Origin of the sequence: Stenotrophomonas sp. Sm2128 (genome assembly GCF_030985535.1) — a bacterium.
Lineage (GTDB): Bacteria > Pseudomonadota > Gammaproteobacteria > Xanthomonadales > Xanthomonadaceae > Stenotrophomonas > Stenotrophomonas maltophilia.
Genome location: NZ_JAPTFQ010000024.1, coordinates 1 through 15,991, shown reverse-complemented (window position 1 = coordinate 15,991; position 15,991 = coordinate 1). Strand labels below are relative to the sequence as shown.

Genomic DNA, 15,991 nt, shown 5'->3' with positions numbered 1-15,991 from the left:
ACATGGCGCATTTTGAACTGATCGAAAAGATGGCACCCAATGCGGTGATCAAGGTGGTTGGCGTGGGCGGCGGCGGCGGCAATGCCGTGGCGCACATGGTCAACTCGGCGGTGGACGGCGTGGAATTCATCACCGCCAACACCGACTCGCAGGCCATCAAGAATTGCGGTGCCAAGCTGCAGCTGCAGCTGGGTACCAACGTGACCAAGGGCCTGGGCGCAGGCGCGAACCCGGAAGTCGGCCGCCAGGCCGCGCTGGAAGACCGTGAGCGCATCATGGACGCCCTGCAGGGCGCGGACATGGTGTTCATCACCGCCGGCATGGGCGGCGGCACCGGTACCGGCGCTGCACCGGTGGTGGCGCAGCTGGCCAAGGAGATGGGCATCCTGACCGTGGCCGTGGTCACCAAGCCGTTCCCGTTCGAAGGCCGTCGCCGCATGCAGGTGGCGCTGAAGGGCATCGAGGAACTGAGCCAGCACTGCGACTCGCTGATCACCATCCCGAACGAGAAGCTGATCACCGTGCTGGGCCGCAATGCGACCATGATCCAGGCATTCCGCGCCGCCAACGACGTGCTGCAGGGCGCCGTGCAGGGCATCGCCGACCTGATCGTGCGTCCGGGCCTGATCAACGTCGACTTCGCCGACGTGCGCACCGTCATGTCCGAAATGGGCCTGGCGATGATGGGTACCGGCACCGCCCGTGGCGATGACCGCGCCCAGGCCGCTGCCGAATCGGCCATCCAGAACCCGCTGCTGGACGACGTGAACCTGGCCGGTGCCAACGGCATCCTGGTCAACATCACCGCCGGTGCGGACTTCACCATGGCCGAGTTCGACGAGATCGGCCGCACCATCGACGGCTTCGCTTCGGAAGACGCCACCGTGGTGGTCGGCACCGTGCTCGACCCGGACATGCAGGACGAAGTGCGCGTGACCGTGGTTGCCACCGGCCTGAACCGCGTGTCGGCCAGCAAGGCCCAGCGTCCGGGCGAGCGCGCGCCGATCAAGCTGGTCCGCAACGCCACCACCGGCCAGCCGGAGTTCGGCGACTTCGACAACGGCGGCGACGCCGTGTCCAAGGCCGTCGGCGGCATGGGCCTGGGCCTGCGTCGCGCCAGCAGCGATACCGCGGCGGCTTCGGCCCCGTCGGCGCCGTCCTCTTCGGCCCCGGCCGCGGCAGAACTGCCGAACGATTACCTGGACATCCCGGCGTTCCTGCGCCGCCAGGCGGACTGAGCGGGCCGGCCCGGGGTTGTCCTCCCCGGGTTGCGCCACCATGTCCTGAAAACGCGGGCGCCGGGCCAGGATGGGCCCGGCCGCCCTGCTTCATGTGCGTCCCATTGGCGCGCCGGTGTGTCCTGCCTGCCTTTCAGCCGGGGTAGGGGACCGTGCGTGTTAATCTAATGTGTCACTTCCGGTCCATCCCCCATGATCCAGCAACGCACCCTCAAGAACACGATCCGCGCCACCGGCGTTGGCCTGCACAGCGGTGACAAGGTCTACATGACCCTGCGCCCGGCACCGGTCAACCATGGCATCGTGTTCCGCCGCGTGGACCTGGACCCGGTGGTGGAAGTGCCGGCCAAGGCCGAGCTGGTCACCGAAGTGACGCTGTGCACCGGCCTGACCTGCAACGACGCCAAGATCCAGACCGTCGAACACCTGATGTCGGCGCTGGCCGGCCTGGGCGTGGACAACATCATTGTCGAACTGTCCTCGGCCGAGCTGCCGATCATGGACGGTTCGGCCGGCCCGTTCGTGTTCCTGCTGCAGTCGGCGGGCATCGTGGAACAGGATGCGCCCAAGCGCTTCATCCGCGTGCTGAAGACCGTGGAAGTGACCGAAGGCGACAAGGTGGCCCGCTTCAGCCCGTACGAGGGCTACAAGCTGGGCTTCACCATCCAGTTCGACCACCCGATGATTCCGGCCAAGCAGTCGCGCCAGGAAATCGAGTTCTCGACGCTGGCCTATACCAAGGAAATCTCCCGCGCGCGCACCTTCGGCTTCATGCGCGACCTGGAATACATGCGCGAGCGCAACCTGGGCCTGGGCGGTTCGATGGACAACGCCATCGTGCTGGACGAGTTCCGCGTGCTCAATGAAGACGGCCTGCGCTATGCCGACGAATTCGTGCGCCACAAGATCCTCGATGCGATCGGCGACCTCTACCTGGCCGGTGGCCAAGTGCTGGGTGCCTACGAAGGCTTCAAGTCCGGTCACGCCCTCAACAACAAGCTGGTGCGGGCGCTGATGGCCGACGCCACTGCTTGGGAATGGGTCAGTTTCGACTCGCCGGCGACGCCGGATCCGGTCGAATATGCCACTCCGGCCTACGCCTGATTTATGTAGGTTGTTGAATTAAAAGACAAAAACGCCGCCTTCCAGGGCGGCGTTGTCGTTTCATGCGTGTCCGGCGCATTCAGCATGCTTGACACGCGTCAAGGCCGGTTCGAGGTCACGGTTTTGTGAACCTGTTGGATCGGAAGCCTGAATTTAACGCAGTTTTAACAACAATCTAACGACAGGCCCCCGGATGGCAGCTAGGATGCGACCCGGCCCCCGAAATGTTTCACGCCGTGGTGACACGCGCGACGGGGAGCGGAGCCGGATGCTCCGTTGTCGTCAGGACCGCTTCTTCGGCTTCGAAGGAACGTCCTGCAGGCAAGCCAAGGCGTCGCGTAGCCCTTTGTGCGTGGCGGCTGAAACTGCGTGGGGTCCATTCCGGTTGTCGAGCGCTGGGGAGCGCGTGGGAGTGGGAGACGCAGTCTTGATGGTCACCCTGGTGGCCTTCAGCCCGATGGAACGGGCCGCGTCGAGCAACTGGGCTTCGGCAAGCCGCAACTTGGCATGCCAGACCGGGGACTCGACGAGAAAAACGAGGTGTTCCCCGTCCACATTGGCCAGCCGGCAACGGCTGCGCAGAGGTGGCGGCAACTGGGGGCGCAACTGACGGTCCAGCGCGTCGAGCCACAAGGCACGCCGCAGCGGGTTCCCGCTTTTGTCCGCCATCACCGCATCCAGCGCCGGCTTCGGCACTGACGCGGGGCGAACGCTGGATTTCGGCTCAGACATGAAAACTCACTGATGGCATTCAAAAAGATCGTAATCAAAACGCGTGAAGGACAGGCCAAGTCGTCGCCGATCGCGCGTTTGCGGTTCTATTTCGAGGACCGCCCCCGCGCCCTGCTGGGCAGCGTGCTCGGGGTAGGCTGCATTATCGGCCTTGCTGGCGGCATTGGCGCCAGCGCGCTGAATGATTCCCGGCTGCAGGCCAAGGTCGAGCGCCAGGATGCGGAACTGGCCAAGGTCAAGCGCGATGCGCAGACCCAGGTCAACGCGCTGGCGGCACGCCTCGGCGAGCTGCAGGCGCAGGCTACCCGCCTGAACGCCCTTGGCGAACGGCTGACCCAGATGGGCAAGCTGGAAGACGGCGAGTTCGACTTCAACGAGACCCCTGGCCTCGGTGACGGCGATGCCGGCGGTCCGACCAGCGACATCCCGGTCAAGGACGTCAACGCCGACTTACAGGTGCTGGAGCAGCGTTTCGCTGCTTCAGGCCGCCAGTTGTCGGTGATGGAATCGCTGATGTTCGACCACCAGCTGCAGCAGAACGCCGTGCCGTCGCGCATGCCGATCCGCAACAGCTACGTGACCTCCGGCTTCGGCACCCGTGCCGACCCGTTCGGCCGCGGTGCCGCCACCCACAAGGGCATGGACTTCCACGCCAAGGTCGGCGACCCGGTGATGGCCGTGGCCGAAGGCGTGGTCAGCTTCGCCGGCGTGAAGGGCGGCTACGGCAACGTGGTCGATGTCGACCACGGTAATGGCTACGTCACCCGCTACGCGCACAATTCGCGCCTGGTGGTGAAGGCCGGTGACCTGGTCCGTGCCGGGCAGGAAGTGGCCAAGGCCGGTTCCACCGGCCGTTCGACCGGCGCCCACGTGCACTTCGAGGTGTGGGAGAACGGCAACGTGGTCAACCCGCGCAAGTTCCTCGGCGACGGCGGCAACACGCCGGTCGGCCGCATCAGCCGCGGCTGATGCCCGGGTCGGATCCCTTCCGCGCCGCGGGAGGGCTCTGACCCGATGCGGTTGATCTGGTAGTGCCGGCCGCTGGCCGGCAACCTCATGATCTTCGGCAGCATCGCGGGTCACCGGCCAGCGGCCGGCACTACCCCTCGGGGTTGAAACCTCAGCCGCCCGTCCCAAGCTACAATGGGTGTTGCCATCGACAGGGCGCCAGGCGCCCTGTTTCGTTTGCGGCGGACGGATCCCAAGGGGGAGGCCGGGCGTCGTGTCCATCCAACCCGGTTCCTTCAATGATCAACAGCCTGCTTACCCGCGTATTTGGCAGTCGTAACGAACGACAGCTGCGCCAGCTCAACCGCATCGTCGCCAAGATCAATGCGCTGGAGCCGGAGATCGAGAAGCTTTCCGACGAGCAGCTTCAGGCCAAGACGCCGGAGTTCAAGCAGCGCATCGCTGACGGTGAAGCCCTGGACAAGGTGCTGCCGGAAGCCTTCGCGGTCTGCCGCGAAGCCGGCCGCCGCGTGCTGGGCATGCGCCACTACGACGTGCAGCTGATCGGCGGCATGGTGCTTCACCTGGGCAAGATCGCAGAAATGCGCACCGGTGAAGGCAAGACCCTGGTGGCGACCCTGCCGGTGTACCTCAACGCGCTGGAAGGCAAGGGCGTGCACGTGGTCACCGTGAACGACTACCTGGCCCGCCGCGACGCCGCGCAGATGGGCAAGCTGTACAACTGGCTGGGCCTGAGCGTGGGCGTGGTCTACCCGGGCATGCCGCACAGCGACAAGCGCGAAGCCTACGCCGCCGACATCACCTACGGCACCAACAACGAATTCGGCTTCGACTACCTGCGCGACAACATGGCGCTGTCCAAGGCCGACCGCTACCAGCGCGGCCTGCACTACGCCATCGTCGACGAAGTCGACTCCATCCTGATCGACGAAGCGCGTACCCCGCTGATCATCTCCGGCCCGGCCGACGATTCCCCGGAGCTGTACATCCGTGTCAACCGCGTCGTGCCGCACCTGGTCAAGCAGGAAGCGGAAGACGGCGAGGGCGACTTCTGGGTCGACGAGAAGGGCAAGCAGGTGCACCTGTCCGAAGCGGGCATGGAGCACGCCGAGCAGCTGCTGGTGGAAGCCGGCATCCTCAACGGCGAAACCGAAGGCCTGTACGCGGCGCAGAACCTGACCGTGGTCCACCATCTCAACGCCGCCCTGCGCGCGCACGCGATCTACCAGCGTGACGTTGACTACATCGTGCGCGACGGCGAAGTGGTCATCGTCGACGAGTTCACCGGCCGTACCCTGGCCGGCCGCCGCTGGTCCGATGGCCTGCACCAGGCGGTGGAAGCGAAGGAAGGCGTGCCGGTCCAGCGCGAGAACCAGACGCTGGCGAGCATCACCTTCCAGAACCTGTTCCGCATGTACAAGAAGCTGTCCGGCATGACCGGCACGGCCGATACCGAAGCCTTCGAGTTCCAGAGCATCTACGGCCTGGAAGTGGTGGTGATCCCGACCAACCGCCCGACCATCCGCAAGGACAGCCCGGACCAGGTGTTCCTCAACCGCAAGGGCAAGTTCAATGCGGTGCTGGCCGACATCGAAGAGTGCGCCAAGCGCGGCCAGCCGGTGCTGGTCGGTACCACCTCGATTGAAACTTCGGAAATGCTGTCCGAGCACCTGAGCAAGGCCGGTGTGAAGCACGAAGTGCTCAATGCCAAGCAGCACGACCGCGAAGCGACCATCGTCGCCAACGCCGGCCGTCCGGGCGCGGTGACCATCGCCACCAACATGGCCGGCCGTGGTACCGACATCGTGCTGGGCGGTTCGCTGGAAGCAGAGCTCCACGCGCTGGGCGAGGACGCGACCGACGAGCAGAAGGCCGCAGTCAAGGCCGACTGGCAGAAGCGCCACGAGGCAGTGAAGGCGGCGGGCGGCCTGCACATCGTCGGCACCGAGCGCCATGAGTCGCGCCGTATCGACAACCAGTTGCGTGGCCGTTCGGGCCGCCAGGGTGACCCGGGTTCGTCCCGCTTCTACCTGTCGCTGGAAGACAATCTGATGCGCATCTTCGCCTCCGACTGGGTGCAGAAGGCCATGCGCATGATGGGCATGAAGGAAGACGACGTCATCGAAGACCGCCTGGTCAGCCGCCAGATCGAGAAGGCGCAGCGCAAGGTCGAGGCCCACAACTTCGACATCCGCAAGAACCTGCTGGACTTCGACGACGTCAACAACGACCAGCGCAAGGTGATCTACGCCCAGCGCGACGAACTGCTGGACGCCGAGTCGGTGAAGGACAACGTCGACGGCATCCGCGACGATGTGATCTTCGACGTGGTGGCCCGCTTCGTGCCGCCGAACTCGATCGACGAGCAGTGGGACCTGCGTGGCCTGGAAGCGACCCTGGAGTCGGACTTCGGCCTGCAGATGTCGCTGACCGACCTGGTCAAGGAACACGAGGAGCTGGACGCCGAGGCGATTGCCGCCAAGGTGCAGGAACGCGTCAACCAGCACTTCGCCGAGAAGGAAGCCGGCGTGGGCGAAGAAACCATGCGCGCGCTGGAGAAGCACGTGATGCTGACCGTGCTGGACCAGAGCTGGAAGGAGCACCTGGCGCGCATGGATTACCTGCGCCAGGGCATCTACCTGCGTGGTTACGCGCAGAAGCAGCCCAAGCAGGAATACAAGAAGGAAGCCTTCGAGCTGTTCTCGGACATGCTGGAAAACGTCAAGCGCGAAGTGGTGACCCTGCTGTCGCGCGTGCGCATCCGCAGCGACGAGGAAGTGCAGGCGCTGGAAGCGGCCGAACGCCAGCAGGCCGAAGCCCGCCTGAGCCAGTCGCAGTTCCAGCACCAGGACGTGGGCGGTTACAGCGCCGACGAGGAAGCCGCGCAGGTGCAGGCTGCCCAGCAGGGCGTGGCGCAGATGCAGCGCGACGAGCCGAAGATCGGCCGCAACGATCCGTGCCCGTGCGGCAGTGGCAAGAAGTACAAGCACTGCCACGGCCAGCTGAGCTGATGCCGAAGAGCCCCGCGAAAGCGGGGCTTTTCGTTTGTGGCAGGGGAGTTGCAGCGCATCCGTGATTGCGCCGGCCGCCCTGTTCTGGGCATGCTTCCCCCCATGCCTTCCCCCACCCGATCGATCCATGTCGTGGCCGCCGTCATCACCGACGCCCGTGGCCGCGTGCTGCTCAACCGCCGTACCGAGAACCGCGACATGGCCGGCCTGTGGGAGTTTCCCGGCGGCAAACGCGAATCCGGCGAGACCTCCGAACAGGCGCTGGTGCGCGAGCTGCGCGAGGAACTGGGCATCGAGGCCGATGTCGGCGAGTGGCTGATGGATGTGCCGCAGCGCTATCCGGACAAGCAGCTGACCCTGGAGGTGCGCCACGTGCGCAGCTGGAAGGGGACACCGCGTGGGCGGGAGGGCCAGGCAATCACCTGGGTGGCGCCGGACAAGCTGGGCCGCTATTCAATGCCACCGGCCGACCTGCCGGTGGTGGCTGCCCTGCGCCAGCCCGACAGCTACCTGATCACCCCGGCGCCGGCCGATGATGAGGGCGGCGTGCAGCATTGGCATGAACAGCTGCAGCGCGTGGTGGCCGCGGGCCAGCAGCGCATCCAGCTGCGGTTGCCGACGGCGCATCCGCAGCGGCAGGCGATGGTCGAACAGGCCGTGCGCGCGCATCGTCGCAGTGGGGTGCAGTGGCTGCTCAATCGCGATATCGAACTGGCGCGTGCGTTGGGCGTGGGCGTACACCTGGGCAGCGAGCAGTTGCAGGAACTGTCGCAGCGTCCACTTCCCGAAGGCCAGCTGGTGGCCGCATCCTGCCACGACCTGCAGCAGCTGCAGGCCGCACAGCAGCTGGGCTGCGACTTCGCCGTGCTGGGCCCGGTGCAGGCCACGGCCAGCCATCCGGACGCGGTACCGCTGGGCTGGGATGCCTTCGCCGAGCTGCGCGCGCAGGTGTCACTGCCGATCTATGCGCTGGGCGGCGTGGGTCGCGGTCACATCGCCGAAGCGCGTCGCCATGGCGGGCAAGGCATTGCCGCCATTCGCGGGCTGTGGCCGGAGTGAGCCGGCATGCGGGGTCAGATCCCTGCGCAGCAGGGCTCTGACCCCTCCCGATCACAGCGTGATCCAGAAACACCCGTACTGCCGCCGCAATCCCAGCACCGTCGAGGCGCGCGCCACGCTGCCCGGCAACGTCTGCTCCAGGCGCAGGCCGACCGGATGGCGCACGGCCGGCGGCTCAGGGTCGGACCCCTGCGCAGCAGGGCTCTGACCCTCCTCCGGCTCTGCGACCTGGTCCTGCCACGGATACACCGGCACCACGTCCACCAGCGGCCGCCGCGCCAACGATTCCAGTTGGCCGAGAATGCGCTGCGCGCCCGCGTCGGACACCGAGCCCCACAGGTACAGTGAAGACAGCCGATTGACGTCGTTGCTGAGGATGCCGTTGCGCAATGCGTCCACGAGCTCGCTCAGCCGGCGCGGGCAACGTGCACCCAGCGTGTCGCGCGCTGCGGTATTGCCGGTGGGGGAGGGCGGCGGCAGCCGTGACCGTGCACCCACGCTGTCGCAGGGCCGGTCGGTATACACGCTCTGGCCCTGCGCATCGGTGCAGCGGTTCAGGCGCGTGGACTGTGCGTGGGCGACGCTCGACAGCACGCATAGCGGCAGCAGCAACAGCAGGAAGGAAAGCCGGATCATCCTCGCAGGGTAGCGCCGATCCGGTCCGCATGGCGTGCTTTCAGCCCCGTAGCAGTTTCAGCACCGAGGTGGTCGGCTTGGCCAGGTTCAAGGTGTAGAAGTGCAGGCCGGGCGCGCCGCCTTCGATCAGGCGCTGGCACAGCCGGGCCACCACTTCCGTGCCGAATGCACGTACCGACTCGGCGTCATCGCCGTAGGCCTGCATCTTGCGGCCGATCCAGCGCGGTATTTCCGCGCCGCACTGCTCGGAGAAGCGGCGCAGCTGGCTGAAGTTGGCGATCGGCATGATGCCGGGCGTGATCGGCACCTGCACGCCGAGCCGGCGCACTTCATCGACGAAGTGGAAGTAGGCATCCGGGTTGAAGAAGTACTGGGTGATCGCCGCATCGGCACCGGCATCGATCTTGGCCTTGAAGTGCTTCAGGTCAGCCAGCGCATCGGTCGCCTGCGGATGCGTTTCCGGATACGCGCCCACTTCGATGTGGAACGCATCGCCATGCTCGGTGCGGATGAAGTCGATCAGCTCGGCGGCGTAGCGCATGTCGCCGGGGAAGCCCATGCCCGAGGGAAGGTCACCGCGCAGCGCGACCAGGCGACGGCAGCCGATGGCGCGGTACAGCTTGAGCAGTTCGCGGATCTCCTGGCGGGTGCCGCCCACGCACGACAGGTGCGGCGCGGCATCGAAGCCATGGTGCTGGTTGAGGTGGCGCACGGTCTCGGAGGTGTAGCTCAGGGTCGAGCCACCGGCGCCGAAGGTACACGACACGTATTCGGGGGCGTAGTCCTTCAGCTTGGCCGCAGCACGGTCCAGCTGGCTGCGCTGTTCGTCGGTCTTGGGCGGATAGAACTCGAAGCTGATGGCGGTCATGGCGCGGATGGCGGCGGTCGGTGCGAAGCAGTATATCTCTTCATCAAGATGGATTCTTGAAGATTGCGTGAGAGCCCGCCGTCCCCGGCCCGCGACCGTTCGCCCCGCCGTGCGGCCGCTGCTCCGAAATCGCAACCGGGGTGCCTCCGCCAGGCCCACGCTGCTCCCATCCCGGCACCACCCACCCAATGAAGGAGCAGACGATGAAGATCTTCCTGGCACTCTGGTACGCAATGAAGGCCCTGGCCCGGCTGGCGATGATCGGCATGGCGATGGCCGTGCTCGGTTCCGGCTCGGCGCATGCGGCGGCCGCCACCGGCACCGGCAAGGTGCAGGTCGAGGTGGTCGGCAAGGGCCGTCCACTGCTGATGATCCCCGGTCTTAACAGCAGCGCCGAGGTCTGGCGCGAGACCTGCCTGGCGCTGAAGGACGTGCAGTGCCATCTGGTGCAGCTGCCGGGCTTTGCCGGCGCTGCGCCCGCCGACCCGCGCCCGGCCGAATTCCTGCCGGCCATGCGCGGGCAGCTGCTGGCCTACCTGCATGACCAACAGCTGGGCCCGGTGGTGGTGATCGGCCACAGTCTTGGCGGCCTGCTGGGGCTGCAGATGGCGCAGGCCGAGCCGAAGGCAGTCAGTGCGCTGGTGGTGGTCGACGCATTGCCGTTCCTGCCGGCCGCGCGTGACCCGAACGCCACCTCAGACAGCGTGCGGCCAATGGCTGACCAGCTGCGCAAGGGCATGCTCGCCGCCGATGCCGCGCAGTGGCAGGCGCAGCTGAAGGCCGGCCTGCCGGGCATGACCCGCGATCCGCAGCGGCAGGCCGAGCTGGGGCGCTGGGGCGAAGCCAGCGACCGCCAGACCACCGCTGACGCCATGCATGCGGTAATGACCACCGACCTGCGTGACAGCATCGCCTCGATCACCGCACCGACGCTGGTGCTGGGCAGCTGGGCCGGCTACCAGCCGATGGGCGGCACCGAGGACAGCACGCGCGCGGTGTTCCAGGCGCAGTACGCGAGACTGCAGGGCGTGCAGATCGCGATGAGCGCGCAGGGTTTCCACTTCCTGATGTGGGATGATCCGCGCTGGCTGCGCGGTCAGGTGCAGGCCTTCCTCGACCACCACCACTGAGTTTCAACACGCCTCGGAATGGACATGCCGGATTCCTCCTCGACGGTACGCTTCTGGCTGCTCAATGCGCTGGTGTGGGCGCTCTATGGTGTTGCCGGAATCGGCCTGCGCCAGGCCTATTTCAGCGATGCCGGAAGCGCAGGCGTGTTGATCACGCTGGGCCTGGCGTTGGCCCTGTTCGGGTGCAGCGGTGCCATCCGCGCGCTGGCGCTGCGTGCCGACTGGTGGGCGCGCGGCACGGCCGGGCTGTTGCTGCGGCTGGCGCTGTCGGTGGCATTGGGCGCGGCAGTGGCGCAGCTGCTGGTGAACATCGCGCTGCGCTCGGCGCTGGCCTGGAACTGGGTGAGCCTGGGGCGGCAGACAGCCGACTTCAGCCCCAAGGCGCTGCTGCTCTACTGGTACACCACTGCGGTGATGCTGGCCCTGTGGGCAGCGCTCTGGGCAGGCCTGCACAGCCTGCGCCGGATACGCAGTGCGGAACTGGCGCGCCTGCGTGCCGAGGCCGAGCGCAGCGCGCTGGAGCGCGATGCACTGCGTGCACGGCTCAACCCGCATTTCATGTTCAATGCGCTGAACAACCTGCGTGCGCTGATCCTGGAAGACCCGGAGCGTGCGCGCGACATGGTCACCCGCCTGTCGCGCACGCTGCGCCAGGCGCTGGCACACAACCGCAGCGAGCAGGTCACCCTGGCCGAGGAACTGGTGGTCGTGGACGACTACCTGGCCATCGAGGCAGTCCACTTCGAACAGCGCCTGCAGGTAAGCCAGCACATTGATGCCGATGCCCTGCAGGCACAGCTGCCGGCGATGGCGCTGCAGTTGCTGGTGGAGAATGCGATCAAGCATGGCATCGCCAGCCGCCCGGGCGGCGGTGAGATGCAGATCCGCGCCACGCTGGACAATGATGTGCTGCGTCTGCAGGTCGACAATCCGCTGGGCGGCGTCAGCGAGCCAGCCCATGGCCATGGCGTCGGCCTTGCCTACCTGCGTGCGCAGCTCGGCACGCAGGGTCGTTTCACCCTGCAGCCGGTCGGCGACCGCATGCAGGCCCTGCTGGAGATTCCGCAATGAGTGGCGTGCTGCGTGTGTTGATCGTTGATGATGCACGGCTGGCGCGGCAGGAGCTGCGCACGCTGTTGTCGGCGCTGCCGTGGGTGCAGTGCGTGGGCGAAGCAGACGATGTGCCCGCTGCACGCGAGGCGATCGCCACACTGGCGCCGGACCTGGTGCTGCTGGATGTGCAGATGCCCTCCGGCAGCGGCTTCGATGTGCTGGATGGGCTGGAGACGGTGCCGGCGGTGGTCTTCGTTACTGCCTACGACACCTACGCGGTGCGCGCCTTCCAGGCCAATGCGCTGGACTATCTGGTAAAGCCCGTCGAGGCGCCGCGCTTGCTGGAAGCGTTGCAGCGGGCGCGCCAGCGCGAGGTGGTGGCGGGCGAAACGCCGGAGCCGCGCAGCACGCTGGGCGCGCAGGACCAGGTGTTCGTGCGCGAGGGCGAACGCTGCTGGTTCGTCGCGGTCTCGGAGATCCGTCGGCTGGTGGTGGATGGCAACTACACACGGCTATGGTTCCGCGACCAGAACGCCCTGCTGACCCGCAGCCTGAGCGCGCTGGAAGCACGCCTGCCGCCGGAGTTGTTCTTCCGTGCCAACCGCAACACGCTGGTCAACCTGCGCCGCATCCGAGGCGTGACGCCCAGCATCGCTGATGGCTACGACCTGGCGCTGGACGACGGCAGCGAGGTGGAGGTATCGCGGCGGCAGGCACGTGAACTGCGCGAGCGGATGGCGTTGTAGCTGCCGCTACAGCTCGGCACTGACCGGGCTGGTGATGAATCCCCACAGCAGGCGTGCCATCACTGCGGGCGAGCGTGCCTGCCTGCGCGCATAAGTCTGTAGCGCATCCAGCCGCGGGCGGTCATAGAGGTGGCCGGCCAGCAGCACGGCATGCACGCGGCGGGTATTGGCGATGTCGTGCAGCGGGTTGCCATCAAGCAGCACCAGGTCTGCGGCTTTGCCGACCTCGACGCTTCCATGCGATGCCTGCCGTTGCAGATGACGTGCGGCCTGCAGCGTAGCTGCGCGCAGCACGTCGGCCTGGCTCAGGCCGGCCTGTCGCAGCCACTGCAGTTCATCGTGGTAGCGGAAGCCGCCCAATCCGGTATCGGTGCCGACCAGCACGGTGACGCCGGCACGATGGGCCGCACCGGTGAGAGCCAGGCCATGCTCGAAGTAGGTCTTCAGTGCGTCTTGGCCGCGTCGGCCGGGATAGCGCGCTGCGGTGGCCTGCAGGTCATCACGCCACGCCCAGCGTGAAAGCGGGTCCAGATAGGCCAGGCGCGGATCGTCGACGAAGGCGGGGTCGCTTGCGCGTGCATCTTCTTCGCGGGTGACATGGGTCGGTACGAACGCGGCACCGCTGGCCTGCATCAAAGCGAACGCCTTGTTGCAGAGCGTGGGCTGATAGCTGGCAACCATGCGTTCGGCCAATACGATCGGGTCTTCGCCGTCGAGCGTGCCACCGCGCCATGCCGCCGCGTTGTCGAAGCAGTGGCGCACGAACAGATGGGCGTGCTCGAAGCTGCGCTGGCCCGCCTGCACCGCGTCGTCCAGAGGCACCGCCTTGGGCAGGTGGCCGACCAACGGACGGCGCAGCTGCTGCGCCTCGGTGGCCAGCCGCTGATAGGTGTCCGCACGCAGCCGGTTGTAGACCTTCAACGCGTCGACCCCGCGCGCGCTGTACGTCCGTGCACGCGCAGCGGCGGCCTCCGGCGTGAGTGACGGATCTTCGAAGTAGAAACTGGCGATCTGTACGAAGCGCGGTGCAACCTGCTGCCCGGCAATGGCCTGTGCGGTCCAGCGGCGCTTGTCGGCCACGCAGGCGATCAGCGGATCGGTGGTCTGCGGGCAGTCCATCATGTCGCGGGTGCCGGTGATGCCGTTGGCCAGCATCAGCGGGAACTGCAGCTGCGGCGACAATTGCAGTGCATGGGTGTGCATGTCCCAGAAACCGGGCAGCAGCCAGCGGCCGCCGGCGTCGAGCACGGGAAGCCGCGCGTCCTGCGGATCTTCCCCAATGGCAGTGATGGTGCCGTGGCGCACTGTCACGGTGGTGGGTTCGCTGACCTGGCCGCGCGCCACGTCCACCACCCGCGCGTTGACGATCACGCGGCTGTTGCCCGGCTCGGGCAACGGCGGAGCCGACAGCGGCCAGAGCAGAGCGGCGGCGAACAGCAATGGCGGCGCCAGCAGGAGGATGACCAGTACAATCGGCCACTGCCGACGGTGGGCGGAACGGGGCAATGCGCATGCTGCATCCATGAGCCGGCGATCCTTGTAGTGGGTCGCCCGCAGGGTGCTGCAAGCGGGACGCTGGCGCCAGTGACCATCGGCATCCGGCCCTGTCTGCCTCCAGGGCGGCTACCCTGTGCAGCAGAACTCCTGATCACACCCGCGCCATGTCCATCGTTCTCACCGATTTCGCCCGTCCCCGCCTGTTCCCGCGCGTGCCGCGTGGCAACACCATCCAGGACTGCACTGCCGAGCAGTTCGAGGCACACCTCAATGCGCATGCGCCGCTGAAGGTGCTGGATGGCTACGCGCCGTTCTGCAAGCTGTTCGTCTACGAGAACTGGACCAGCACGCGCTGCCTGACCGTACCGATCACCGAGGCCAACCGCCACCTGCTGCGCAGTGGTTACGAAGCGCGCAACCGCGAGGAACTACCGGTGCTGGTGCGCTGGTTCGAGGGCGTGGAATCACCGCGTGCGAGCTACCTGGTGGTGATCCTGTACAGCGCCGAGCAGCTGGCCAGGGAAGGCTCGCCGATCGAGGCCGACTGGGGCATCGTCGGCTGCATCTACACCGCCGAACCGGAAGAGGTACCGATGGCACCGATCACGATGATGCGCAATGCGCTGGGCGTGGACGAGGGCGGATCCGGCGTGCCGCTGGACCGCGAAGCCTACCGGCGTTCCGTCGAGTTCTGGGAGAACAACGCGAACTGGCGGCCGTGAGCAACATTTGTCATCCACGCATCGCGTGAATGTGCGGACCGCAGTAGAGCCACGCCATGCGTGGCCGCTTGGCCTTCAGGCAGCTTTCCATTCCCACCACGGGTAATGGTACTCGCGGTCGATGGCCTGCCAATGCTGGCCGCATTGCGTGCAGGCAACGGTGTGGCAGTCGCCCCAGCAGCCCTCAGCCTCTTCCACCGAGAGCAGCTGCATCTGTCCTTGTTCAATCAGGCGACGGGGATCGAAGAACGGGTAGCCGGGGTTGAGCGCGCACAGGCAACCCTCGCGTGCACGCCAGTAACGCAGCCGACGCAGGGCGGCCTTCAGATACGCCTGGTTGCTGATCAGCATGCCGCCAAGCGCGATGCCCTGGCAGCGTTGTTCGATCAGATCCACATGTGCGCTCAACGCGTCCAACGATGAGGCACTGAACAGTCGTGCGACGACGCGGGCGGCATCGGTGATGCGCGTTGCGTCGCGCGACAACAGGTCCTGCAGCAGCACATCGGCCTGTGCATCGTCGAGCCGGGGTATCGGCGCTGCAGACCACGGCCAGCGCATCAGCGTGACTTGCCGATGGCGGCGCAGTGGCCGGCGGTGAGGCGCAGCAGATCGGTGGGTGCCAGTTCCACTTCCAGACCGCGGCGACCGGCGCTGACATGCAGCGCGGGCAGCGCTTCGGCACTGGCGTCCAGGAAGGTGCGCAGGCGCTTCTTCTGCCCGAGCGGGCTGATGCCACCCACCAGGTAACCGGTTGCGCGCTGCGCGGCGTCAGCAGCAGCCATCTCGCACTTCTTGCAGCCGGCGGCTTCGGCCAGTGCCTTCAGGTCCAGCTGGCCGGCCACCGGCACGATCGCCACCAGCAGTTCGTGTGTCTCGGTGCTGGCCAGCAGGGTCTTGAACACCTGGGCCGGATCGAGGCCGAGCTTGTCCACGGCTTCGCCGCCATAGGATTCGGCGTGGGCGTCGTGCACGTAGCTGCGCACGGTGTGGGCGATCTTCTCGCGCTTGAGCAGGTTGATGGCCGGGGTCATGGCTGCATCGTAGCGCGCGCTGGGCGCGTTGCCTTGACCGAAGCTACTGCCGGAGCATCCACGCATGGCGTGGATCTACCAGTGGGGACTGGATGCGGGGTGTACGACCACGCGCAAACGCAGAACGGACGCCCGAAGGCGCCCGTTCCGTGTGTTGCATGCACCGGTGGTGGGGGGGGGGGGGGGGGGGCG

General features: G+C 66.8%; 15 protein-coding genes. 9 read left to right on the top strand and 6 right to left on the bottom strand.

Translation table 11 applies throughout. From position 1 onward, the window contains the following. The first annotated feature begins 2 nt into the window (after window positions 1-2). Complete coding sequence (gene ftsZ, locus O0K41_RS09115) at window positions 3-1,238, top strand: cell division protein FtsZ (RefSeq protein WP_005408084.1); 1,236 nt, start codon at window positions 3-5, stop codon at window positions 1,236-1,238. A gap of 192 nt (window positions 1,239-1,430) precedes the next feature. After that, window positions 1,431-2,342, top strand: coding sequence for a UDP-3-O-acyl-N-acetylglucosamine deacetylase (gene lpxC, locus O0K41_RS09110; protein WP_005408085.1), 912 nt, complete (start codon window positions 1,431-1,433; stop codon window positions 2,340-2,342). A 282-nt stretch (window positions 2,343-2,624) separates the two neighbouring features. On the opposite strand, the gene O0K41_RS09105 is transcribed toward lpxC, so the two are convergent. Continuing rightward, window positions 2,625-3,074 carry a DUF721 domain-containing protein gene (locus O0K41_RS09105; protein WP_005408086.1) on the bottom strand — a complete coding sequence of 150 codons (450 nt, stop codon included), beginning with the start codon at window positions 3,072-3,074 and terminating at the stop codon, window positions 2,625-2,627. Between the two features lie 12 nt (window positions 3,075-3,086). Here O0K41_RS09105 and O0K41_RS09100 point away from each other — a divergent pair, with 12 nt between their 5' ends. From O0K41_RS09100 to O0K41_RS09090, 3 genes are all read left to right on the top strand, one after another. Then, window positions 3,087-4,043, top strand: coding sequence for a M23 family metallopeptidase (locus tag O0K41_RS09100; RefSeq protein WP_005408087.1), 957 nt, complete (start codon window positions 3,087-3,089; stop codon window positions 4,041-4,043). Between the two features lie 278 nt (window positions 4,044-4,321). Then, a complete protein-coding gene (gene secA, locus O0K41_RS09095) occupies window positions 4,322-7,054 on the top strand; it encodes a preprotein translocase subunit SecA (RefSeq protein WP_005408088.1) in 2,733 nt (910 codons plus the stop codon). A gap of 102 nt (window positions 7,055-7,156) precedes the next feature. Continuing rightward, on the top strand, window positions 7,157-8,113 hold the full coding sequence (locus O0K41_RS09090; RefSeq protein WP_164221724.1) for a Nudix family hydrolase: 957 nt from the start codon (window positions 7,157-7,159) through the stop codon (window positions 8,111-8,113). A gap of 51 nt (window positions 8,114-8,164) precedes the next feature. On the opposite strand, the gene O0K41_RS09085 is transcribed toward O0K41_RS09090, so the two are convergent. Together O0K41_RS09085 and metF are read right to left on the bottom strand one after the other, a co-directional pair. Beyond that, the gene (locus O0K41_RS09085) at window positions 8,165-8,749 is read right to left on the bottom strand and encodes a DUF4124 domain-containing protein (protein ID WP_049451417.1); all 585 of its coding nucleotides are present in this window, start codon (window positions 8,747-8,749) and stop codon (window positions 8,165-8,167) included. A gap of 40 nt (window positions 8,750-8,789) precedes the next feature. Further along, window positions 8,790-9,617 carry a methylenetetrahydrofolate reductase [NAD(P)H] gene (metF, locus tag O0K41_RS09080; protein ID WP_012479162.1) on the bottom strand — a complete coding sequence of 276 codons (828 nt, stop codon included), beginning with the start codon at window positions 9,615-9,617 and terminating at the stop codon, window positions 8,790-8,792. 203 nt (window positions 9,618-9,820) lie between these two features. On the opposite strand from metF, the gene O0K41_RS09075 reads away from it, so the two are divergent. The 3 genes from O0K41_RS09075 to O0K41_RS09065 are packed head-to-tail and all read left to right on the top strand — an operon-like array spanning window position 9,821 to window position 12,546. Beyond that, a complete protein-coding gene (locus O0K41_RS09075) occupies window positions 9,821-10,747 on the top strand; it encodes an alpha/beta hydrolase (protein ID WP_164221722.1) in 927 nt (308 codons plus the stop codon). Window positions 10,748-10,771: 24 nt separating this feature from the next. Then, on the top strand, window positions 10,772-11,818 hold the full coding sequence (locus O0K41_RS09070) for a histidine kinase (RefSeq protein ID WP_099605852.1): 1,047 nt from the start codon (window positions 10,772-10,774) through the stop codon (window positions 11,816-11,818). Further along, window positions 11,815-12,546 (top strand): LytTR family DNA-binding domain-containing protein, encoded by a 732-nt coding sequence (locus O0K41_RS09065; RefSeq protein ID WP_005408094.1) that lies wholly within the window; start codon window positions 11,815-11,817, stop codon window positions 12,544-12,546. The genes O0K41_RS09070 and O0K41_RS09065 overlap by 4 nt, the downstream gene beginning before the upstream one ends. Before the next feature lie 6 nt (window positions 12,547-12,552). On the opposite strand, the gene O0K41_RS09060 is transcribed toward O0K41_RS09065, so the two are convergent. Then, entirely contained in the window at window positions 12,553-14,070 is a 1,518-nt protein-coding gene (locus O0K41_RS09060) for an amidohydrolase family protein (RefSeq protein ID WP_164221720.1), read from the bottom strand. A gap of 137 nt (window positions 14,071-14,207) precedes the next feature. Here O0K41_RS09060 and O0K41_RS09055 point away from each other — a divergent pair, with 137 nt between their 5' ends. Beyond that, window positions 14,208-14,765 (top strand): DUF3228 family protein, encoded by a 558-nt coding sequence (locus tag O0K41_RS09055; protein ID WP_107379122.1) that lies wholly within the window; start codon window positions 14,208-14,210, stop codon window positions 14,763-14,765. 75 nt (window positions 14,766-14,840) lie between these two features. Here O0K41_RS09055 and O0K41_RS09050 read toward each other — a convergent pair whose 3' ends face one another. Together O0K41_RS09050 and ybaK are read right to left on the bottom strand one after the other, a co-directional pair. Beyond that, window positions 14,841-15,326, bottom strand: coding sequence for a hypothetical protein (locus tag O0K41_RS09050; protein WP_033834447.1), 486 nt, complete (start codon window positions 15,324-15,326; stop codon window positions 14,841-14,843). Beyond that, a complete protein-coding gene (gene ybaK / locus O0K41_RS09045) occupies window positions 15,326-15,799 on the bottom strand; it encodes a Cys-tRNA(Pro) deacylase (RefSeq protein ID WP_164221718.1) in 474 nt (157 codons plus the stop codon). The genes O0K41_RS09050 and ybaK overlap by 1 nt, the downstream gene beginning before the upstream one ends. Between the last annotated feature and the right edge of the window lie 192 nt (window positions 15,800-15,991).

Coding starts and splice junctions, on each gene's coding strand:
- ftsZ (WP_005408084.1), top strand. CDS start 3: ATGGCGCATTTTGAACTGATCGAAAAGATGGCACCCAATGCGGTGATC.
- lpxC (WP_005408085.1), top strand. CDS start 1,431: ATGATCCAGCAACGCACCCTCAAGAACACGATCCGCGCCACCGGCGTT.
- O0K41_RS09105 (WP_005408086.1), bottom strand. CDS start 3,074: ATGTCTGAGCCGAAATCCAGCGTTCGCCCCGCGTCAGTGCCGAAGCCG.
- O0K41_RS09100 (WP_005408087.1), top strand. CDS start 3,087: ATGGCATTCAAAAAGATCGTAATCAAAACGCGTGAAGGACAGGCCAAG.
- secA (WP_005408088.1), top strand. CDS start 4,322: ATGATCAACAGCCTGCTTACCCGCGTATTTGGCAGTCGTAACGAACGA.
- O0K41_RS09090 (WP_164221724.1), top strand. CDS start 7,157: ATGCCTTCCCCCACCCGATCGATCCATGTCGTGGCCGCCGTCATCACC.
- O0K41_RS09085 (WP_049451417.1), bottom strand. CDS start 8,749: ATGATCCGGCTTTCCTTCCTGCTGTTGCTGCTGCCGCTATGCGTGCTG.
- metF (WP_012479162.1), bottom strand. CDS start 9,617: ATGACCGCCATCAGCTTCGAGTTCTATCCGCCCAAGACCGACGAACAG.
- O0K41_RS09075 (WP_164221722.1), top strand. CDS start 9,821: ATGAAGATCTTCCTGGCACTCTGGTACGCAATGAAGGCCCTGGCCCGG.
- O0K41_RS09070 (WP_099605852.1), top strand. CDS start 10,772: ATGCCGGATTCCTCCTCGACGGTACGCTTCTGGCTGCTCAATGCGCTG.
- O0K41_RS09065 (WP_005408094.1), top strand. CDS start 11,815: ATGAGTGGCGTGCTGCGTGTGTTGATCGTTGATGATGCACGGCTGGCG.
- O0K41_RS09060 (WP_164221720.1), bottom strand. CDS start 14,070: ATGGATGCAGCATGCGCATTGCCCCGTTCCGCCCACCGTCGGCAGTGG.
- O0K41_RS09055 (WP_107379122.1), top strand. CDS start 14,208: ATGTCCATCGTTCTCACCGATTTCGCCCGTCCCCGCCTGTTCCCGCGC.
- O0K41_RS09050 (WP_033834447.1), bottom strand. CDS start 15,326: ATGCGCTGGCCGTGGTCTGCAGCGCCGATACCCCGGCTCGACGATGCA.
- ybaK (WP_164221718.1), bottom strand. CDS start 15,799: ATGACCCCGGCCATCAACCTGCTCAAGCGCGAGAAGATCGCCCACACC.